Raw genomic sequence first — 21,556 nt, forward strand, 5'->3', positions numbered from 1 at the left:
CGCGGTGCCGGTCACGTTGTTCACACCGTCGGTCAGGGTGATGTCGGCCGGGCAGGCGGCGATGCCGGACCCGCCGACATCCGTGCAGGTGAAGTCGACTTTCACGAAGCTCGTGTACCAGCCGTCGGCGTTCGCGTCGGCCGGGTCGAGCGTGTACGAAATCGTCGGGTCGACGGTGTCGACGGTGATCCCGGACACCGTCACGGACGCGGTATTACCGGCATTATCGGTCGCGGTACCCGTCACCGACTGGTCCGCACCGTCCATCAGGATCACGTCGGCCGGGCACGTGGCGATGCCGGATCCTCCGACGTCTTCACACGCGAAGTGGACCAGGACGCCCGAGTCCGTCGTGTACCAGCCATTGGTACCGTCGGGGTCTACCGGGTTGAGCGTGTATCCGATGGTCGGGTCGACCGTGTCGACGACCGTGTAGGTCACCGTCGCCGTTGGGGCGTTGAGCCCGCCGGCGTCGGTGTAGTCGCAGGTCGTGGTCTGGGTGCCGAGTCCATTCAGCAGCGCCCCGGTGGTCACGGAGGCGGCCGTGGGGTTGACGTCTTCGGCGTCGACCACCAGGCAGGTGGCGGTCGGCACGGTACCGATTTCATAGCTGGCCCCGTTGCTCACCCCGTTGACCGAGACCGAAGGCGCGGTGTTCGTCGGGACCGGCTGGGTGATGATGATGGGGATACCGACCTGGTTCTTGAATTCTCCGCCGCCGGCCGGCTGCGCCAGGATGAGGACCGTCACGGTACCGCTCTGGGCAGCGGTGCCCGCTGTGAAGCTGACCGGGAAATCGTCGGTGCAGTTCGTGATGACCACGGGGTTGGGGCTGGCCGTGACGCCGGAGGGTGCGACCACGGTGAGTTTCAGCGGGCTCTCCCCCGCATCAATGTTGCATCCGATGTCGCCGTCACTCTTGCCGTTGGCGTTGAGCCTCATCGTGGCGCTTCCGGCCGTTTCCGATCCCGCAACGAGGGTGACACTGGCCGAACCCACGATGCTGTCCTGAATGATGTCCGCGTAGGCAACCCCACCGAAGGCCAGGACGCTCACCGCCGTGATGGCGGTGATCGTTGTTGCGATGCCCGTTCGCTTCAATACTCGTTTCATGGTGGCTGCCCCTGCGCTCGGCGGGAAGACCCTCGGGTGGGCCATCCCTCCAACGAAGGTATGTCTGCGCCGGATCCTCGGGAACGGCGGGTGCGTTCAAACAGCTAAACGCATGGTCCCTGGAGCGTTTGAATCCCTAAACGCGTCCGAACCTCGGCGCATATACCCGGTCAGGGGCGCCCGCACCATAATGGTGCCATGGCCGAAATGAAGACGCAGCCGACGGATGCCTCCGTCGAGGACTTCCTGGAGGCCGCGACGCCCGCCCGCCGCCGCGCGGACGGCATGGCCCTCGACGCGCTCTTCCGCGAGGTGACGGGCGCCGACCCTGTCCTGTGGGGTCCATCAATCGTGGGCTACGGCAGCTACCGCTACGTGTCGCCCGCGAACCCGCGCAACCGCGGGGACTGGCCGAAGACGGGGTTCTCTCCGCGCAAGGCGCAACTGTCGATCTACGGGCTCAAAGACCTCCCCGAGGGCGCCGAGTTCCTGCCACGGCTCGGCGCGTACACGGAGGGGGCGGGGTGCGTCTACGTGAAGAAGCTCGACGACATCGACCTCGGTGTTCTGCGCCGGCTGGTCGCGATCGCCTGGTCCCGGGGCGACGACCCCGCGCCGCCGGCGGCCAAGGAGTAGGCCCCCGGCCCGCACCCCGCCGAAACAGACAGTTCCGGTCGAGTTCGCCCGGCATAGCGGGCGATCTCGACCGGAACTGTCGACGTCGGCGGTGCGGTCACACGACCGGGACTAGAAGTCCCAGTCGGCGTCTTCCGTGTTGACGGCCTTGCCGATGACGTAGGACGAGCCCGACCCGGAGAAGAAGTCGTGGTTCTCGTCGGCGTTCGGCGAGAGCGCGGCCAGGATGGCCGGGTTCACGTCGGTGACGGTCTTCGGGAACATGGCCTCGTAGCCGAGGTTCATCAGCGCCTTGTTGGCGTTGTAGTGCAGGAACTTCTTGACGTCCTCGGTCAGCCCGTGTTCGTCGTAGAGGTCCTGGGTGTACTGGATCTCGTTCTCGTAGAGCTCGAACATGAGATTGAAGGTGTAGTCCTTGATCTCATCGCGGCGCTCCTGCGAGGCGGCCTCGAGCCCCTTCTGGAACTTGTAGCCGATGTAGTAACCGTGCACGGCTTCATCCCGGATGATCAGACGGATGAGGTCGGCCGTGTTGGTGAGGCGGGCGCGGCTGGAGAAGTACATCGGCAGGTAGAAGCCCGAGTAGAACAGGAACGACTCGAGCAGCACCGAGGCGACCTTGCGCTTGAGCGGGTCGTCGCCCTGGTAGTACTTCATGATGATCTCGGCCTTGCGCTGCAGGTTGACGTTCTCCGTCGACCAGCGGAACGCCTCGTCGATCTCCTTCGTCGACGCGAGGGTCGAGAAGATCGACGAGTAGCTCTTGGCGTGCACGGACTCCATGAACGCGATGTTCGTGTAGACGGCCTCTTCGTGGGGCGTGATCGCATCCGGAATCAGCGACACGGCACCCACTGTGCCCTGGATCGTGTCGAGCAGGGTCAGCCCGGTGAACACCCGCAGGGTGAGCAGCTGCTCCGCCGGGGTGAGCGTGGCCCAGGACTGCACGTCGTTGGACAGCGGCACCTTCTCCGGCAGCCAGAAGTTGTTCGTGAGGCGGTTCCACACCTCGACGTCTTTTTCGTCTTCGATCTTGTTCCAGTTGATCGCGTCAACGTGGGAGACGAGCTTGAGCTTGTCAATCATTGGTTGTTCCTTAGTCGGCAGTGCACAGGCGGTTCAGTAGTCGAGAGGCTCAGCACGAACTCACTCAGAGAGCGCAGGAAACACAACCCTCGACCTCGGTGCCCTCGAGGGCCATCTGGCGCAGACGGATGTAGTAGATGGTCTTGATGCCCTTTTTCCACGCGTAGATCTGCGCGCGGTTGATGTCGCGGGTGGTGGCGGTGTCCTTGAAGAACAGCGTCAGCGACAGGCCCTGGTCGACGTGCTGCGTGGCGGCGGCGTAGGTGTCGATGACCTTCTCGTAGCCGATCTCGTAGGCATCCTGGTAGAACCCGGTGTTGTCGTTCGTCATGAACGGCGCCGGGTAGTAGACGCGGCCGAGCTTGCCTTCCTTGCGGATCTCGATCTTCGACGCGATCGGGTGGATCGATGCGGTCGAGTTGTTGATGTAGGAGATCGACCCGGTCGGCGGCACGGCCTGCAGGTTCTGGTTGTAGATGCCGTGCTCCACAACGGATGCCTTGAGCTCGGCCCACTCGGCCTGCGTGGGAATGTGCACGTCGGCCTGCGCGAACAGCTCGGCGCCGCGCGCGGTGGCCGGCTCCCAGATCTGGTCGGTGTACTTGTCGAAGAACGTCCCGGAGGCGTAGGTGGAGTCCTCGAAGCCGACGAACGCGTGGCCGCGCTCGATGGCCAGCTTGTTCGAGGCGCGGAGGGCGTGGAACAGCACCGTGTAAAAGTAGATGTTGGTGAAGTCGATGCCCTCGTCACTGCCGTAGTAGATGCGCTCCCGGGCGAGATAACCGTGCAGGTTCATCTGGCCCAGGCCGATGGCGTGCGACTTGTCGTTGCCGTCTTCGATCGAGCGCACGGAGGAGATGTGGCTCTGTTCCGACACCGAGCTGAGGCCGCGGATGGCGGTCTCCACGGTCTTGCCGAAGTCGGGCGAGTCCATCGACAGGGCGATGTTCATCGACCCGAGGTTGCAGGAGATGTCTTTACCGATCTGGTCGTACGACAGGTCCTCGTTGTACGTGGTCGGGGTGTTGACCTGGAGGATCTCCGAGCAGAGGTTCGACATGTTGACGCGACCCTTGATCGGGTTCGCCGCGTTGACGGTGTCCTCGAACATGATGTACGGGTAGCCGGACTCGAACTGGATCTCGGCGAGCGTCTGGAAGAAGTCACGGGCCTTCATCTTGGACTTTTTGATGCGCGGGTCGTCGACCATCTCGTGGTACTTCTCGCTGACGGAGATGTCGGCGAACGGCACCCCGTAGACGCGCTCGACGTCGTAGGGCGAGAACAGGTACATGTCCTCGTCTTTCTTCGCCAGCTCGAACGTGATGTCGGGCACGACCACGCCGAGGGACAGCGTCTTGATGCGCACCTTCTCGTCGGCGTTCTCCCGCTTGGTGTCGAGGAAGCGCATGATGTCGGGGTGGTGCGCGTGCAGGTAGACCGCGCCGGCACCCTGACGGGCACCGAGCTGGTTGGCGTAGCTGAAGGAGTCTTCAAGCAGCTTCATCACGGGGATGATGCCGCTGGACTGGTTCTCGATCTGCTTGATCGGTGCACCGGACTCACGGATGTTGCTGAGCAGCAACGCGACGCCGCCGCCCCGCTTCGACAGCTGCAGCGACGAGTTGATGCCGCGGGAGATCGACTCCATGTTGTCTTCGATACGGAGCAGAAAGCAGGAGACGAGCTCGCCGCGCTGCGCCTTGCCGGAGTTCAGGAAGGTGGGGGTGGCCGGTTGGAAACGCCCGGCGATGATCTCCTCAACGAGGGAGATCGCGAGCTGCTCGTCACCCTGAGCGAGGCCCAGCGCGGTCATCACGACTCGGTCTTCGAAACGCTCGAGGTACCGTTTTCCGTCAAACGTCTTCAGCGTGTACGAGGTGTAGTACTTGAACGCGCCGAGGAAGGTCTGGAAGCGGAATTTCTTCGAGTACGCCAGCTTGTTGAGGTCGGTGATGAACTCGAACGAGTACTGGTCGAGCACGGCCTGCTCGTAGTATTCCTTCTCGACGAGGTAGTCGAGGCGTTCGCGCAACGTGTGGAAGAACACCGTGTTCTGGTTGACGTGCTGCAGGAAGAACTCCCGCGCAGCCTCGCGGTCCTTCTCGAACTGGATTTCCCCGTTCGGGCCGTACAGGTTGAGCATGGCGTTGAGGGAGTGATAATCCATCGCCAGGCCGGGAGCCGGGTGAGCCATAGTCTTCACGGCTGTTGCTTCCAAAATGATTCCAATCCGTCGTGGACGATGCGCACATCATCCGGAGTTCCAAATACTTCAAAGCGAAACATGTGGGGCACCTTGCACTTCTGGGCGATGATGTCCCCGGCGAGGCAGTAGCCGGTGCCGAAATTCGTGTTGCCCGCGCCGATGACGCCGCGGATGAGCGAGCGATTCTGCTCGTCGTTCAGGAACGTGATGACCTGTTTGGGCACCGCGCCCTTGCTGTCGCCGCCGCCATACGTCGGCACGACCAGCACGTAGGGTTCGCTGACCCGGAGCGGCTCATCGCGTGCGTAGAGCGGGATGCGAGCGGCCGGGCGACCCAACTTCTCAATGAAGCGGTGCGTGTTGCCCGAGGTGCTGGAGAAATACACGATATCGGTCATGGAACACCTCCTGTTGCTGAGAAGTCGGCACGCCAAACGACGCTTTTTTACGGTCTGTTGCGACGCCACCCCCTGGCGCCGCGGCGCTACGCGAGGCGCTGCGCGAGTTCGTTGATCTTGTCGGGGCGGAAGCCCGACCAGTGGTCCTCGTCGGTGATAACGACGGGAGCCTGCAGGTAGCCCAGGGCCTTGACGGCCTCCAGGGCGTTCTCGTCGAGCGAGAGGTCGAGGATTTCGTATTCGATGCCCTTGTTGTCCAGGGCGCGGTACGTCGCAGTGCACTGCACGCAGGAGGGCTTGGTGTAGACCGTGATTGCCATGGAGGGCCTTTCTCGTCGTTCAGGGATCAGTATTCAAAATCGGTTCAAACATCAGTGCTCAAAATCGGTTTTCATGTGAAATCTGAAGTTCAAGACGTGCTGTGTGTTGAACTTCAATACTACATCTAGTGATGCTCGAAGGGAATGGCCACTACATACAGTAGTTACAAGTATGTAGTTATCCACCGACATTCCACCGGTTGTGCACAGCCCCCCGGATGCGAGTCGAGCCGAATCACGCGGAATGCGTCAAAGTTATCCACAGGCAGCGCAGGGAGCAGAACTCAAGCCTGTGGAAACCCTGTCGGCGTGTCGCTCGCCGCGACGCGGACGCTCGTGCCCCCTTCGGGGCGGCCGGGCGGCGAGGCGGCCGGCGGCCGGGCGGCCGGCACGTCACCCGGGGCGCACCCCGTGGAAGCGCTGCGGCGAGAGCGCGGTCGCCCAATCCCAGCGGTCGAAGCTGTTGGAGTGGTGACGTAGCGCATCCTCCCGGCGCTTCTCCTCCCAGACGACCTCCCCCGGATCCCGATCGCCGAGCACCGCGCCGCGCGTGCACTTGTGCTTGCCGTCGAACTCCCCGATCTTGCGGATGCGGCGCCAGTAGAAGTCCACCCAGTAGTCGTGGCCGTCGATGGCGGGAAAACCGACCTGCAGTTCGGGCACCTCGAAGCCGAGCTGGAACATCCGCACCCGACTGAGGGACTCGCCGCCGTTGGCCGACAGCCCGTTCCCGAAGGCGATGGCCCGCTCGGCTAGCCGCGCGCCGGCCCGCGGGTTCACCGCCACAAGCTCTGCGAACAGGTCCTCCCTGGTGAGGGCACGGCGACCACGGATGCCCCGCCGCGCCTCGGCCGCGGCCCGCTCCCGCTCGACCCGCAACGCATGGTCGATCATGGTGACGCCCACGAGAAAGCTGGTGCTCGCCGCGACGTCGACCAGGGTGCGCGGCAGCAAGGTCACCGCGATCCCGCCGAGGAGCGCCGGCTCCGAGGCCGGAGCCCCACGATGGCTGGTCGTGAACCGTGCGGTGCTGCCACCGAAGGCATCCGGATCGATCGTGTGCACCGTGCGGGGCCAGGTGCCGATGTGCGGCAGCCCGTGCATCACCGCCGCGGACGCATGCGACAGCACGAGCGGCCGGCCCGAGGCCAGGGCCGTCGAGAGCACGAACAGGCGGTAGCACTGATCGGGATCGGCGGCGCGCCACAGCTCCCCCGACACGTAGATGCCGCGGCGCGTACGCACGAGTTCGCCACGACGGATCAGGGCATCCACGGAGTGCGAGTCGAGGCCGCGCTCCCGGAGCGTGGCATAGGCGATGAGCCCGTCGTGGCGGGCGCTGACGAGGTCCAGGAGTTCGCTCATGCCTCACCCTGTGGGCGGCGGGCCGGCCGGGGCAGGTGCGCCCGGGCATCCGTGGATAAACCCGGGAGTCCCTGCCCCTGGGGACGACACGGCGCGGCGGCCCCCCACACCCGACCGGACACACGAGAGGGCCGGCTCCGTGAGGAGCCGGCCCTGGTGTCGAGATGCTGTGATGCAGGTGTACTGCCGGGTTGTTACTCGGTCAGCGGGGCGAGGTTCGGGTCGTTCGCGTATGCCTCGGCCGCGTTTTCCTTGGTCACGATGACCGGGGGCAGCAGGTAGGCCGGGACGACGATCTTGCCGTTGTCGTAGGACTCGGTGTCGTTGACCTCGGGGGTGTCGCCCTTCTGGAGAACGTTGACCATCTCGATGGCCTTGTCAACGAGCACGCGGGTGTCCTTGTTGATGGTGGAGTACTGCTCGCCGGCCATGATCGACTTGACCGACTCGACCTCGGAGTCCTGCCCGGTGACGATCGGGATGTCCTTACCGGCGGCCTTCACCGAGGTGATGATCGCACGGGCGAGGGTGTCATTCGGGGAAAGAACGCCATCGAGCGTCTTGTCGCTGTACGTGCTGGTAAGCAGCGCGTCCATGCGGCTCTGAGCGTTCTCGGCCTTCCAGCCGGCGGTTGCCGTCTGCTTGATGTCGGTCTGGTCGGAGGCGACGACGAGGGTTCCGTCGTCGATCTTCGGCTGCAGGACGCTCATCGCGCCGCCGAAGAAGACGGCGGAGTTGGCGTCATCCGAGGAACCGGAGAACAGCTCGATGTTGTACGGGCCTTCCGGCTTCTTCGTGGCCAGTCCGTCCAGGAGCGCCTGGCCCTGGAGCTCGCCGACATTGAAGTTGTCGTAGGCGACGTAGTAGTCCACGGCCTCGGTGTTCAGGATGAGGCGGTCGTAGGCGATCACGATGGCGCCGGCGTCGCGGGCCGACTGCACCTGGGTGGCGAGCTGGCCACCGTCAGCGGCACCGATGATGATGACCTTGGCACCGTTGGTGACCATGGCCGAGATCTGGTCCTGCTGGTCCTTGACCGTGGTCGAGGCACCGGCGTACTGCACGTCGCCCTTGTAGCCGGCCTCCTTGAGGCCGTCTTCGAAGAGCCCGCCGGCGAGGACCCAGTTCTCAGAGGTCTTCGAGGGGAGGGCGATGCCGATGACCGAATCCTGGGCGAAGCCGGCAGCAGCGCCGTCTTCGCCGGCGGTGTCCGTGCGGGTGGAGCAACCTGAGAGTGCCATCAAGGCCACTGCGGCGATCGCAGTTGTCGCAAGAATCTTTCGCATTGTCGATTACTTTCTGTTCGTTGTGGTTTGGTGAAGGGGAAATCTGGGCTAGTTGGGCCGCGTGGCCTGCGGCCGCGCGCTCTCCGGGGTGCCCGCGTCGGGCACGACCAGAGGTGGCTCCGCCGGGAATTCGGCAGTCTTCTTCTTCCGGGTCAAGAGGCCGATGATGGAGGGTCGACCCTGGCTCTTGTTCCACACGTCGACACCCACGGCCACCAGGAGCACCATGCCCTTGATGATCTGAACCCAGTCGGAGCCGACGCCCAGCAGCTGCAGGCCGTTGTTCAGCACCGCCATGACGAGACCACCGATGATGGAGCCGACGACGGTTCCGATTCCGCCGGACACGGCCGCGCCACCGATGAACACGGCGGCGATCGCGTCGAGCTCCCAGCTGAGGCCGTCCTGCGGGCCGGACGCCACCGAGCGGGCCACGAAGATCATGCCGGCCAGGGCCGAGAGGATCGACATGTTCATCATGACGAGGAAGTTCACGCGACGGGACTTGACCCCCGAGAGTTCGGCGGCGAGCTTGTTGCCGCCGACCGCGTAGACGTGACGGCCGAAGATCGTGTTCCGAGTGACGAACGCGTAGAAGAGAACGAGCACGCCGAGGATGATTCCGGAGACCGGGAAGCTAGTGCCGACACGGCCACCGGCGAAGAGGACGGATGCGTAGACGATGACGGCACAGAGAAGGGCGACTTTCACGATGCTTACCCAGAGCGGTGCTGGCGTCGAACCCATGATCTTCTGAACCCGGCGGGCCCGCCATTCGGAGTAGACGACCGCGACCACGATGATGAGCCCCAGCAGCAGGGTCAGGTTGTTGTAGCCCGTGTTCGGGCCGACCTCGGGAAGGTAGCCGGAGCCGATGATCGTGAAGCCGTCAGGAACGGGGACCGTGTTGGCGTTGCCGATGACCTGGTTGCCGCCGCGGAAGATGAGCATGCCGGCCAGGGTGACGATGAAGGCGGGAACCCCGACATAGGCAACCCACGCACCTTGCCAGGCGCCGATCAGCATTCCCACGAACAGCCCAAGCAGGATTGCCAGCGGCCACGGGAAGTTCCAGTCCCGCATCGCGGTGGCCACCACGATGCCGACGAAAGCGGCAACGGATCCGACCGACAGGTCGATGTGGCCGGCGATGATTACCATGACCATGCCGATGGCGAGGATGAGGATATAGGAGTACTGGCTGACCAGGTTGATCAGGTTGCCGGACGACAGCGTCAGCCCGTCGGTCAGGTACTGGAAGAGCAGAATGATGGCGATCAGGCTGAAGAGGATGCCGAACTGCCGCAGGTTCGAGCTGCCGCTGCCGAAGATCCTTTTCAGATCACCGAGAGCGCCTTTGCGGGTACTCGTGTCTTCACTCATATGCTCTGAACCTTCTTCCGTGCGGAGGTCATACTTTTCATCAGGGTTTCGGGATCGGCGGACTCCGCCGGGATGCAGTCGGTGATCGCTCCCTCGAAGACCGTGTAGATCCGGTCGGCGAGGCCGAGGAGCTCCGGGAGCTCAGAAGAGATCAGGATGACTCCCTTGCCCTGTTCGGCGAGCTGCTGGATGATGCCGTAAATCTCGTATTTCGCGCCGACGTCGATGCCACGGGTCGGCTCGTCCAGGATCAGCAGGTCAGGGTCCGTGAACATCCACTTGGCCAGAACGACCTTCTGCTGGTTGCCGCCGGAGAGTTTGGAGACGCCCGCATTGACGCTGGGTGTCTTGATCCGCAGGCTTTTGCGGTACTCCTCTGCGATTCCGAATTCTTTGGAGTCGTTCACGACCTGCCCGGCCGAGATCTTCGAGAGCTTGGCCGAGACGACGGAACGCTTGATGTCGTCGAGCAGGTTCAGGCCGAGTGCCTTGCGGTCCTCGCTCACGTAGGCGAGGCCGTTATCGATCGCGTCGGCCACGCTTTTCAGGACGATTTCCTGTCCGTCCTTGTAGAGGTGGCCGGAGAGGAAGTTGCCGTAAGAGCGCCCGAAGATGCTCATCGCCAGTTCGGTGCGCCCGGCGCCCATCAGGCCGGCAATGCCCACGATCTCACCCTTGCGTACGTTCAGGCTGGAACCCTTCACGACCATGCGCTCGGCGACCTGCGGGTGCTGCACGGTCCAGTCACGCACCTCGAAGAAGACCTCGCCGATGTGCGGTGTGCGGTCCGGGAAACGGCTCTCCAGGCTGCGCCCGACCATGCCCCGGATGATCCGGTCTTCGTTGACTCCGTCGGCCACGACATTCAGGGTTTCGATCGTCTTGCCGTCGCGGATGATTGTGATCGAGTCTGCGACCTGTTCGATCTCGTTGAGCTTGTGGGAGATCATGATCGAGCTGATTCCCTTGCCCTTGAGCCCGCGGATCAGGTCCAGCAGATGCATGGAGTCCGACTCGTTCAGGGCCGCGGTCGGCTCATCGAGGATGAGCACCTTGACCGACTTGTTGAGGGCCTTGGCGATCTCGACCAGCTGCTGCTTGCCGACGCCGATGTTCTTGATCAGGGTGTCGGGGTCGTCCCGCAGCCCGACGCGCGCCAACAGCTCGAGTGCCGTCTTCTTGGCGGTGATCCAGTCGATTGCACCCCACTTGGTCGGCTCGTTGCCGAGGAAGATGTTCTCGGTGATGGAGAGTTCCGGGATGAGCGCCAGTTCCTGGTGGATGATGACGATGCCCGCTTCTTCGCTCGAGCGGATGTCCTTGAAGTGCACGTTCTGACCTTGGTAGATGATGTCGCCCGTGTATGTGCCGGAGGGGTAGACCCCGGAGAGCACTTTCATCAGGGTGGATTTGCCGGCACCGTTCTCACCGCAGATCGCGTGGATCTCGCCGTGATTCACCGTGATGGAGACGTCAGACAGGGCCTTGACCCCGGGAAACTCCTTGGTGATGGAACGCATCTCCAGGATTACGTGGTCAGTGGACATCGTTGGACTCCTCACGCCCGGGGCCGCTGCCGGTATCCCCTATCGACAACGAGATGGACGCGCGAAGGCTCATCCCGCTCCCGCTCAGCAGGGCGGCAGCGGAGCTGCCGGGCAGGTGAAAAAGTGTGCTCACAAGCTTGACCTCAATGTCATGCGTTTGAAAAAAAGTGTTGGATTCGGGTCCATGTGACCGATCACATTGACACTATAGACCCGGTGACAGTCCCGGTGTCAAGTTTCGTTTTGTCACGCTTGCGTAACAGGCTGTTGCTCCGATGAGCGGGGTCGGAGGTCAGGACATTCCGCCGAGCCCAGCCGGCTCACGGACGGTCCCGGCGGTGCGGCATACGGCTTCTGTAACGCTGGGCGGAAACAGGGAAATGCTCGAGAATGCGCTCACAGAACTCCGGGGAAAGATGCGGAGGCAGGCGAACCAGTCACCGGTGATCGCGGCGAAGTCGCGCATGTTCCGAATTCAGAACGCGGGCGGTGCGGTCGAGCCGCGCACGATGAGCTCGGGAACGATCGGGTCGCTCCGCTCGATCGGCACGCCGCCGCTAAGGTTGCTGAGCAAGAGGGCGATGCACCGCCGCCCGAGTTCGGCGAAGTCTTGGCGCACTGTCGTGAGCGGTGGCCAGAAGTGTGCCGCTTCGGGAATATCGTCGTAGCCGACGATACTCATGTCGCGGGGCAGGTCGAGGCCCGCCTCCCGGCAGGCGTGCATGAACCCGAGCGCCATCAGATCATTCGACGCGAAGATGGCCGTGAAGTCCCGCCTCCGGAGCAATTCCCGTCCGGCACGGTATCCGAAGTCGGCGGTCCAGTCGCCCAGAATCGGCGCCATGGTCGGCACATCCATTTCCCACATCTCGTCGAGAAAACCACGCATTCGGGCCTCGGCCTCGATCCAGTCCTGGGGTCCGGCAAGGTGGTAGATACTCCGATGACCGAGGTCGATCAGGTGCCGCGTGGCCTGTCTGGCACCGGTCATCTGGTCGACGGACAGGGAATTATCGAAGCGGCCGGTGGACTGCAGGGTAACGAACGGCACGTCGATGGACAGCTGTTCCAGGGCGTCGAAAACCCGCACCTGCGGCGCGATCACGACGATGCCCTCCACGGACTGGTTCATCAGATGCTCCAGCGCCGCCTCGATCGACTCCGTGTCGACGGATGTGAGGTTCGCGGTGTTGACGTAATAGCCGGCTTCCTGGGCAGCGTCCTGAATGGCGGCGATGCTGCTGGCCGGCCCGTAGGCACTCTCCGCCGAGAGCAAGCCGATGGTGCGCGAACGCCCGCGCGACAGCGCGCGGGCCGCCCGGTTCGGCCGGTACTGCAGGTCTTCCATGACCTGCAACACCTTCGCCTTGGTGGAATCACGGATGCTGGGATGGTCGTTGAGCACGCGCGAAACGGTCTGATGCGAGACCCCCGCGAGGCGCGCCACATCACGGATGCTCGGGGCACGCCCCTTGGGCAGATCGATAGTCACAGGAAGACCTCGTCGGCATGTGCACGGTCACAATTGTGAACGCAGATCAAGTATGCACTCCGAAGAGGCTGCGCGAGGCACCTCACTGCGGCCCCCTACCGCGCCCCCTGCGACGGGGTGACCGGGCAAACGCACCGGATCGACGACGAATGCCAGTGGGGGCATGGTGGGCCGGGATTGATTCATCCAGCGGAATACGATGCCTTGCGCGCCGACGGTCACCGGTCCTCATCATCCCCGGCAGCCAGGGCCGCCGCGGCTGTACGGACCTGTCCGCCTAAACGGCCGCGAGCGCCCGGTCGATGTCGTCGATGAGGTCGGCGACGTCTTCGATGCCCACGGACAACCGGATGATGTTGTCCGCCACTTCGAGTTCGGTGCCGCGCACCGACGCGTGAGTCATCTCGGAGGGATAGTTGACCAGCGATTCCACGCCGCCGAGCGATTCGGCCAGCTGGAACAGCTGCGTGGCCTCGGCGAAGGAACGCGCCGCGGCCGCGCCGCCCACGAAGGAGATCGACAGCATGCCGCCGAAGCCGCTCATCTGCTTTTTCGCCAGCTCGTGGCCCGGGTGCGTCGGCAGGCCGGGGTAGTAGACCCGGTCGATCGCCGGGTGGCCCTGCAGGTGCTCGGCGATCGCCTGGGCATTGCTGCAGTGGCGGTCCATCCGCACCGAGAGGGTCTTGATTCCGCGCACGGTGAGCCAGGCATCCATCGGGGCCGAGACGGGACCGGCGGCGAACTGCAGGAACTGGGCCTTCTCGGCGAGCTCGTCGTCGTTGATGATCAGGGCGCCGCCGAGCACGTCGGAGTGGCCACCGAGGTACTTCGTGGTGGAGTGCACGACGACGTCGGCCCCCAAGGCCAACGGCTGCTGCAGCGCGGGCGAGGCGAACGTGTTGTCCACGATCACGGTCACGCCGAAACGGTGGCCGATCCGGGCCAGAGCGGCGATGTCGCAGACCTTCATCAGCGGGTTGCTGGGCGTCTCCACCCAGAGGATCTTCGTCTCGCCCGGAATGATGGCCTGTTCGACGGCGGCGAGGTCGCTCATCTCCACGGTGGAGTTGAGGATGCCCCAGGCACCGTGCACCCGGTTGATCAGCCGGTGCGTGCCGCCATAGACGTCGTTGCCGAGCACGATGTGGTCGCCCGGTGCGAGCAGCGCGCGCAGGATGGTGTCCTCCGCGGCGAGCCCGCTGGCGAAGGAGAGGCCGTGCTTTCCGCCCTCCAACGCGGCCAGCAGGGTCTCAAGCACGGTGCGGGTCGGGTTGCCACCGCGGCTGTACTCGTAGCCGCCGCGCAGGTGACCGATGCTCTCCTGCACATACGTGGACGTCTGGTAGATGGGCGGGATCACGGCGCCGGTCGTCGGGTCGAATTCCTGCCCGGCGTGGATGGCGAGGGTGTCGAAGTTTCGTGTGCGAGCCATTGATTCGTCCTTAGTCATGCTGTTCAGGCGCTCAGGTAGGTGAGCAGGTCGTGGCGGGTGATGACGCCGAGAGGTTTGCCACCGTCGGTGACGAGCAGCGCATCGTGGCCGGCGAAGGCGGCGCGCGCGGCCACGACGGGCTCGTTCACCCCGATCAGCGGGAGGGAGTCGCCGACGAACTCGCCGACGCGGTCCGCCAGTTTCGCTTCGCCGGAGAAGACGAGTTCCATCAGCCGGCGTTCGTCGATCGCACCGACGACCTCACCCATCACCACCGGGGGCTTTTCGGTGAGCACCAGCACCTGGGAGACGCTGGCCTCGGTCATGACTCCGATGGCGTCGTGCACCGTGGCGCTGGGGTGCACGTAGACGAACGGCGGCAGGGCGCCGGTCTTGGACGAGAGCAGGTCACCGACCGTGTGCCCGGCGGGCGCGTTGCTGAAACCGTAGCTGCGCATCCAGCCGTCATTGAAGATCTTGCCCAGGTAGCCACGCCCGCCGTCGGGCAGCAGCACGACGATGGTGTCGTCGGCGCCGAGGGTTCTCGCCGCGCGCAGGGCGGCGACGACGGCCATGCCGCTCGAACCGCCGACCAGAATGCCCTCTTCGAGGGCGAGCCGGCGGGTCATCGCGAAGGAGTCGGCGTCGGAGACGGCGATCACCTCGTGCACGACCTCCGGGTCGTAGGCGCCCGGCCAGAAGTCCTCGCCCACGCCCTCGACCAGATACGGCCGGCCGGTGCCGCCGGAGTACACCGAGCCCTCCGGATCGGCGCCGATGATGCGCACGCTCTCTCCCGAGACCTCGCGCAGGTACCGTCCGGTACCCGTGATGGTGCCGCCGGTGCCGACGCCCGCGACGAAGTGGGTGACCGTGCCGTCGGTGTCCCGCCAGATCTCGGGCCCGGTCGTCTCGTAGTGGCTGAGCGGGCCGTTCGGGTTGAAGTACTGGTTGGGCTTGAAAGCCCCCGGGATCTCCCGGGCCAGCCGGTCGGACACGCTGTAATAGGAGTCCGGGTGGTCGGGGGCGACGGATGTCGGGGTCACCACAATCTCCGCGCCGTAGGCCGTGAGCACGTTGCGCTTGTCCTCGCCCACCTTTTCCGGCAGCACGAACACGCACTTGTAGCCGCGTTGCTGGGCAACGAGAGCGAGGCCGACGCCCGTGTTGCCCGAGGTCGGCTCGACGATGGTGCCGCCGGGGAGCAGGAGGCCGTCCCGCTCGGCGGCATCGATGATGCGCACCGCGATGCGGTCCTTCGCTGAGCCGCCCGGGTTCAGGTACTCCAGCTTGACCAGCACGGTGGCGCTGATGTCAGCCGTCACCTTGTGCAGCCTGACCAGGGGGGTGTCACCGATGAGGTCGAGAACGGTGTCGGCAATTTTCATCGAGAGTCCTTCATCGAGGGTTCTTCGTCACGGATTCGAGCCGTGTCAACTCTATCGGCGTGGGCGGCGTGGGCACCGGCGACGTGACCTGCTTCGAGTACAGCCGCGCGTAGACGCCGTCGTCGGCGAGCAGTTCGGCGTGGGTGCCCCTCTCTACGATCCGGCCGGCGTCGACGACGAAGATGACGTCGGCGGACACGATGGTCGACAGCCGGTGCGCGATGGCGATTGTCGTGCGCCCGCGGGAGGCGGTGTCCAGGGCGGCCTGAACGACGCGCTCGGAGATGGCGTCGAGGGCGCTGGTGGCCTCGTCGAGGATCAGCACCTCGGGGTCTTTGAGCAGCACCCGCGCGATGGCGATGCGCTGCTTCTCGCCGCCGGAGAGCCGGTAGCCGCGCTCCCCCACCAGGGTGTCGTAGCCGGCGGGGAAGGATGCGATCGTGTCGTGGATGCTCGCCGATCGGGCGGCGGCCTCGAGCTCGGCATCCGTCGCGTCCGGTTTCGCGTAGCGGAGGTTCTCGGCGATGGTCGCGTGGAAGAGGTAGGTCTCCTGGCTGACGATGCCGATGTGGGAGACGAGGGACTGCTGCTGGAGGCCCTGCACGTCGACGCCGGAGAAGAGTACCCGCCCGGCCGAGGCCTCGTAGAAGCGCGGGATCAGATAGGACACGGTGGTCTTGCCTGCCCCGGACGGGCCGACGAAAGCCGCGAACTGGCCGGGCTCGATCGTGAAGGAGACGTCGTCCAGGGTGGGGCGCGATTCCGCGCCGGCATCCGGGTAGGCGAAGGTGACCCCGTCGAAGGCGACCCGGCCGACGGCCTCGCCGCGGGCCGGCACGGGAGCGGCGTCGGGGGCGTCGCGGATCGCGGGCCGGAGGTCGAGGTACTGGAAGATGCGGGCGAACAGGGCGCTCGAGGTCTGCAGGTCGAGGGCGACGCGCATCAGGCCGAGCAGCGGGAACAGCAGCCGTGACTGCACGGTCGTGAAGGCCACGATCGTGCCCGCCGTGATGTCGGTCGTTCCGCTGCCCATCAGCAGACCGGCCACGAGGTAGACGATCGCCGGGATGCTGGAGAGGAAGATGCTCACCATGGCGAAAAACCATTGTCCGCTCATCTGCTGGCTGATCTGCAACGTGACCTGGTTGGCGTTTTCGTCGGCATACCGATGGATCTCGGTCTTCTGGCGGGTGAAGCTTTTCGAGAGGAGAATGCCGGACACGCTCAGCGTCTCCTGCGTGATCGCCGTCATATCCGAGAGCGACTCCTGCGTCCTGGACGCGATGCGGGCCCGCACCTGGCCGACCCGGCGCTGGGCAAAGACGAGCACGGGCATCAGAATGATGGCGACGATCGCCAGCTGCCAGCTCAGCAGGAGCATCGCGACGAGCGCCGCGATCACGGTCACGGCGTTGCCGAGCAGACTGGAGATGGTGTTGGTGAGCACGCTCGCGACGCCGCCGACATCGTTCTGCAGCCTGGATTGGATGACGCCCGTCTTCGTTCGCGTGAAGAAGCTCAGCTCCATCGCCTGCAAGTGGGTGAACAGGCGCACCCGGAGGGCACCCATCACCGAGTTGCCGACCGTGGCGGTGAGCCAGGTCTGCCAGACACCGAGCAACTGCGTCCCCAGGTAGATGGCGATCATCACCCCCACGAGCACGGCGAGACGCTGCACGTCCGGGCTGCCGCCGGGCGGGAAGAGCCCCTCGTCGAAGGCCCGCTGCACGAGCAGGGGCGGCACGACGGAGAGCGCCGCGCTGATGAACACGAGAACCACGGTGACCGTGAGCTTCGCGCGGTGCGGCGCGAACAGGCCGATGATCCGGCGCAGCAGATTCGGGATGCGCGGGGCCTCGGCGTTCTCGGCCCGCTGAGCCACGACATCCGCGCCGCTGACCCGCCCCCGTCGGCCGCCGCCACCGTGCATTCCACTCATGAATTCACTCTAAACTCCCGCGCGGCACACAAATGTGCCCGTTCCGGACGGCAACGGCCCGGGTGGGCGCCAGCGGCGGAACGGGCACAGTCGCTGATGCGGCTAGCCCTTCGTCGAACCGGCCAACAGGCCGCGCACGAAGTAGCGCTGCAGGGAGAAGAACACGATCAGCGGGACCAGGATCGAGATGAACGCGCCGGCCGTGAGAAGGTGCCAGTCCTGGCCTCGGGTACCGGTGATCTCGGCCAGCAGCTTGGTCATCGGGGCCACCGCACCGTCCGCGAAGATCAGCGCCACGAGCAGGTCGTTCCAGACCCAGAGGAACTGGAAAATGGCGAAGGATGCGATCGCCGGCATGGTCAGCGGCAGCACGATGCGGAAGAAAATCTGCCCGTGACCGGCGCCGTCCACCCGCGCCGCCTCGATGACGTCGGCAGGAATCTCCGATACGAAGTTGTGCAGAAGGTAGATGGCCAGCGGCAGGGCGAACATCGTGTGCGCGATCCACACCTGCGAGTAGCCGCCGGCGTCGCTGATCGAGGAGACCACCGGGAAGCCGAAGACCTCACCCCGCGAGAAGAACTGCAGGAGCGGCACGAGGGCCATCTGCAGCGGAACGATCTGCAGCGCGAACACCGCGATGAACAGCACGTTCTTGCCGCGGAAGTCTATCCAGGCGAATGCGTAGGCGGCGAGGCTGGCGATGATCAGCGGCAGCAGTGTGGCCGGCAGGGTGATCGCGATCGAGTTGATGAACGCACCGGCCAGATTCAGCTGACTGTTGCCGGCCTGGAGCACATCGCTGTAGTTGTCGAGGGTCAGACCCCAGTTCGAGAAGAGCGTCCACCAGCCGGTGGTGCGCACCTCCTGCGCCGGGCGGAAGGAGGAGACGAAGAGCCCGAAGGTCGGAACGGTCCAGAGCACGGCGATCACGAGCGCCGCGATCGTGGCGCCCCGGCTGGTCAACCGCTTCTTGGTGCGCTTGGCCGCCGCGAACTCCTGGCGGCGCTCGCCTCGGCGAATTTGGCTCTTGGTGTTCGTGTCGACGGGGAGCTCAACCGGAAGAATCGCGCTCATCGGATTTCCCTCTGCTTCTGAATCTGGCGGGCGTTGTAGACGACGATCGGGAGCACGAGCAGGAACAGGATCACGGCGAAGGCGGCGGACCGGCCCTGCTCGAAGTTCTTGAACTGCGTGTACATCTCGTTCGCGATGACGCTGGTGTCGTTGGCGCCTGCGGTCATGGTCCGGACGATGTCGAAGACCTTGAGGGAGGCAATGGAGATCGTCGTCAACACGACGACGAGGGCGCCGCGGATGCCGGGCACCGTGACGTTGGTGAACTTCTGCCAGGCGTTGGTGCCGTCGAGTTCGGCGGCCTCCATCTGCTCGGCAGGCACACCCTTGATGGCGGCGGAGAGCACGACCATGGCGAATCCGGTCTGCACCCAGATCAGCACGACGATCAGGAAGACCGTGTTCCAGGGTGCGTTGGCGAGGAAGTCGACGGGCTGGCCGCCGAACCACACCACAACCTGGTTGAGCAGGCCGATCTGGTTCTGGTCGGCCGGCCGGGCCGTGTACACGAAGCGCCAGATGATGGACGCCCCGACGAAAGAGATGGCCATGGGCATGAAGACCATGATCTTGAAGTACTTCTCGCCGCGGCTCTTGTCGATGAATACCGCGTAGGCCAGGCCGGCGACCGTGGACACGAGCGGAGTGATGAGCACCCAGACGATCGTGTTGAGCACCGTGCGGATGGCCTCCGGCTGGGTGAACACCCAGACGAAGTTGTCGAGGCCGATGAACTCGGTTCCGCGGGAGTTCATGAACGCCTGCACCGTGGTCTGGATGGTCGGGATGATGAGTCCGACGATGAGGAGCAGGATGGCCGGTGCGAGGAAGCCGAAGAGCTGGAAGAGGTAGCCGGCGCCGGAGCGTGAACGGTAGTCGACGATGAAGAAGACTCCGCCGAGAACGGCGGCCGCGGCGATGGCCCACCAGTACGATCCCGCGGCGAGCAGGATGAGCAGCGGTGCGGCGACGCAGACGGCGAGACGGATGACGGTGAAGCCGGTGCCCTTGCGCGGGGCTATCTCGACGAAGAACAGGATCGCGGCCACCAGGGCGACGAACGCGAGGATGATGATGGGGACTTGGACCAGGGGCGGCAAGTCAGCCAGCCAGGCAAGGAACGCCGACATATGAAACCTCTCGAGTACGACTGCGGGCTCACAGTTTGCTGGTGGGGCGGAAAACTACCGCCACGGTACACCAGCAGGGGGGTGCGGGTCGCCCCTTTTCAGAAGGACGACCCGCACGGTTGTGGTGCTGTTAGTTGGGCTGGTTCCGAATCGAACTAGCTGGAGGGCCAGCCGGCTTCGATGCTGGTGAGCACCTCGTCGGTCGGGGCTCCGTTGATCCAGTTGACCATTCCCTTCCAGAAGGTGCCGGCGCCCACGGAGCCGGGCATCAGGTCGGAGGCGTCAAAGCGGAAGGTGGTCTCCGGGTCCTGAAGGATCTTGATGGCTTCCTGCAGGATGGGGCTCTTCGCGTTGGCCGGGTCCAGACCCGAGTTGGCGCTGATGACTCCACCAAGGCTCACCCGGCTGTTCGCCCAGTCGTCGCTGGAGAGGTACGTCTGAACGGCCTGGGTGTCGGCATCATCCGCGAATGCGGCGACGATCTCGCCACCACCGGTCACGGCCTGGCTGCCGGCCTCTTCGGCCGGGGTGATGAAGGCCCAGACGTCACCGTCGGGACCGACCTCTCCGCCGGCATCCGTGATGAAGCCGTCGAAGAAGGATGCCTGGTGGTGCAGCGCGCAGGTTCCGGCGGCGAGCGGCGTGGCCACGTCACCGAACGGGGTGCTGTTGATCGAGCGGACGTCACCGAACGTGGCGTTGACGTTGGCCGGGTTCAGCAGGATTTCTCCGACGGAGTCGAAGGCGGCCTTGATTGCGGGGTCCGTGAACGGGATCTCGTTGGCAACCCACTTGTCGTAGGTCTCCGCTCCGGCCTGACGCAGGACGAGGTCTTCGACCCAGTCCGTGCCCGGCCAGCCGGTGGCGTCGCCCGAGCCGAATCCGGCGCACCACGGCGCGCTGCCGGTCTTCTCCTGGATGGTCTTCGTCACGGCGAGGAGTTCGTCCCAGGTCTCGGGAACTTCGACACCCCACTCGGTGAACTTAGCCGGGGAGTACCAGATGAAGCCCTTGACGCTGGCCATCAGTGGCGCGCCGTAGAACGTGTCCCCGACGGTGCCGTAGGCCTTCCAGTCCTTGGACCAGAACTCGTCGACGTTGTCTTCGACGGCCTTCGGGGCGGGCTTGAGGAAGTCGCGGCTGGCAAGGTCGGCCATCAGGCCGGGCTGCGGGAAGATCGCGATGTCGGGAGCACTGCCACCCTGGGCGCGGATGGCGATCTGGGCCTCGAACTCCTTCGACGCCTCGTACTGGATGTCGATGTTGTTCTCTTCTTCCCAGGCAGCCCAGGACTCCTCGAGGAGCTTGGCCTCGGTGTCACCGATGGTGCCGTAGACGGAGACGACGCCGTCGCCTTCAGCTCCGGAGTCGGTGTTCGTGCTGCCGGGGCCACCGGAACAGCCGGCCAGGGTCAGACCGGCGATCGCCGCAATGGCGATGGGTGCTGTGATTCGGCGGTGGAATGACCGCATTTTTCCTCCTCGTTGAGTTTGATGAAGATGCGCCGGGGATATCCCCGGACAAACACCCAGGTGCTGCAGGAACAGCTTGTGTGCCGAAAACGATCAGATAAGGAACCGGTTCCACACCACAAGTTACGGTACGCCGGGCCGAATCGCAAGATCAAATTTGTCACGGAATGGCAAAGATCGCACTCCCGCCACGTAACCTTCGAAAGTTCGTTCGCCGGGACGTGTCGCATTCCGGCGCATATAGTGGAACCGGTTCCAGCGGGCCTGCCAGAGCTGTACAGTG

Annotated in this window: 17 protein-coding genes; 1 reads left to right on the top strand and 16 read right to left on the bottom strand. The window is 64.8% G+C overall.

Translation table 11 applies throughout. The features are described from left to right. The coding region (locus E3O18_RS05150; RefSeq protein ID WP_198410887.1) for a hypothetical protein at positions 1 to 1,113 on the bottom strand (1,113 nt) is incomplete at its 3' end. Between the two features lie 198 nt (positions 1,114 to 1,311). On the opposite strand from E3O18_RS05150, the gene E3O18_RS05155 reads away from it, so the two are divergent. Further along, complete coding sequence (locus tag E3O18_RS05155) at positions 1,312 to 1,749, top strand: DUF1801 domain-containing protein (protein WP_134394887.1); 438 nt, start codon at positions 1,312 to 1,314, stop codon at positions 1,747 to 1,749. Between the two features lie 111 nt (positions 1,750 to 1,860). Here E3O18_RS05155 and nrdF read toward each other — a convergent pair whose 3' ends face one another. The 15 genes from nrdF to E3O18_RS05230 form a co-directional block, all read right to left on the bottom strand. Beyond that, on the bottom strand, positions 1,861 to 2,835 hold the full coding sequence (gene nrdF, locus E3O18_RS05160) for a class 1b ribonucleoside-diphosphate reductase subunit beta (protein WP_134394886.1): 975 nt from the start codon (positions 2,833 to 2,835) through the stop codon (positions 1,861 to 1,863). A gap of 64 nt (positions 2,836 to 2,899) precedes the next feature. After that, positions 2,900 to 5,032 carry a class 1b ribonucleoside-diphosphate reductase subunit alpha gene (nrdE, locus tag E3O18_RS05165; RefSeq protein ID WP_134394930.1) on the bottom strand — a complete coding sequence of 711 codons (2,133 nt, stop codon included), beginning with the start codon at positions 5,030 to 5,032 and terminating at the stop codon, positions 2,900 to 2,902. 5 nt (positions 5,033 to 5,037) lie between these two features. Further along, positions 5,038 to 5,442 carry a class Ib ribonucleoside-diphosphate reductase assembly flavoprotein NrdI gene (gene nrdI, locus E3O18_RS05170; protein ID WP_134394885.1) on the bottom strand — a complete coding sequence of 135 codons (405 nt, stop codon included), beginning with the start codon at positions 5,440 to 5,442 and terminating at the stop codon, positions 5,038 to 5,040. Positions 5,443 to 5,528: 86 nt separating this feature from the next. After that, positions 5,529 to 5,762 (bottom strand): glutaredoxin-like protein NrdH, encoded by a 234-nt coding sequence (gene nrdH, locus E3O18_RS05175; RefSeq protein WP_104099275.1) that lies wholly within the window; start codon positions 5,760 to 5,762, stop codon positions 5,529 to 5,531. 393 nt (positions 5,763 to 6,155) lie between these two features. Then, entirely contained in the window at positions 6,156 to 7,127 is a 972-nt protein-coding gene (locus E3O18_RS05180) for a type IV toxin-antitoxin system AbiEi family antitoxin domain-containing protein (protein ID WP_134394884.1), read from the bottom strand. A gap of 194 nt (positions 7,128 to 7,321) precedes the next feature. Then, entirely contained in the window at positions 7,322 to 8,413 is a 1,092-nt protein-coding gene (locus E3O18_RS05185; protein WP_134394883.1) for a sugar-binding protein, read from the bottom strand. A gap of 48 nt (positions 8,414 to 8,461) precedes the next feature. Further along, positions 8,462 to 9,796 (bottom strand): multiple monosaccharide ABC transporter permease, encoded by a 1,335-nt coding sequence (gene mmsB, locus E3O18_RS05190; protein WP_134394882.1) that lies wholly within the window; start codon positions 9,794 to 9,796, stop codon positions 8,462 to 8,464. Next, entirely contained in the window at positions 9,793 to 11,343 is a 1,551-nt protein-coding gene (gene mmsA, locus E3O18_RS05195; protein ID WP_134394881.1) for a multiple monosaccharide ABC transporter ATP-binding protein, read from the bottom strand. Before mmsA ends, mmsB begins: the two co-directional genes overlap by 4 nt. A 475-nt stretch (positions 11,344 to 11,818) precedes the next feature. Beyond that, a complete protein-coding gene (locus E3O18_RS05200; RefSeq protein WP_134417667.1) occupies positions 11,819 to 12,835 on the bottom strand; it encodes a LacI family DNA-binding transcriptional regulator in 1,017 nt (338 codons plus the stop codon). A gap of 277 nt (positions 12,836 to 13,112) precedes the next feature. Then, complete coding sequence (locus tag E3O18_RS05205) at positions 13,113 to 14,267, bottom strand: cystathionine gamma-synthase (RefSeq protein ID WP_134394878.1); 1,155 nt, start codon at positions 14,265 to 14,267, stop codon at positions 13,113 to 13,115. 23 nt (positions 14,268 to 14,290) lie between these two features. Next, on the bottom strand, positions 14,291 to 15,655 hold the full coding sequence (locus E3O18_RS05210; protein ID WP_134417669.1) for a cystathionine beta-synthase: 1,365 nt from the start codon (positions 15,653 to 15,655) through the stop codon (positions 14,291 to 14,293). Positions 15,656 to 15,665: 10 nt separating this feature from the next. Further along, the gene (locus E3O18_RS05215; RefSeq protein ID WP_134417670.1) at positions 15,666 to 17,594 is read right to left on the bottom strand and encodes an ABC transporter ATP-binding protein; all 1,929 of its coding nucleotides are present in this window, start codon (positions 17,592 to 17,594) and stop codon (positions 15,666 to 15,668) included. Between the two features lie 102 nt (positions 17,595 to 17,696). Beyond that, positions 17,697 to 18,671 carry a carbohydrate ABC transporter permease gene (locus E3O18_RS05220; protein WP_134394875.1) on the bottom strand — a complete coding sequence of 325 codons (975 nt, stop codon included), beginning with the start codon at positions 18,669 to 18,671 and terminating at the stop codon, positions 17,697 to 17,699. Continuing rightward, entirely contained in the window at positions 18,668 to 19,801 is a 1,134-nt protein-coding gene (locus E3O18_RS05225) for a sugar ABC transporter permease (protein WP_134394874.1), read from the bottom strand. The genes E3O18_RS05220 and E3O18_RS05225 overlap by 4 nt, the downstream gene beginning before the upstream one ends. A 155-nt stretch (positions 19,802 to 19,956) precedes the next feature. Then, complete coding sequence (locus E3O18_RS05230) at positions 19,957 to 21,273, bottom strand: ABC transporter substrate-binding protein (RefSeq protein ID WP_134394873.1); 1,317 nt, start codon at positions 21,271 to 21,273, stop codon at positions 19,957 to 19,959. Between the last annotated feature and the right edge of the window lie 283 nt (positions 21,274 to 21,556).

The organism is Cryobacterium sp. TMT2-42-4 (genome assembly GCF_004402645.1).
Classification (GTDB): Bacteria; Actinomycetota; Actinomycetes; order Actinomycetales; family Microbacteriaceae; genus Cryobacterium; species Cryobacterium sandaracinum.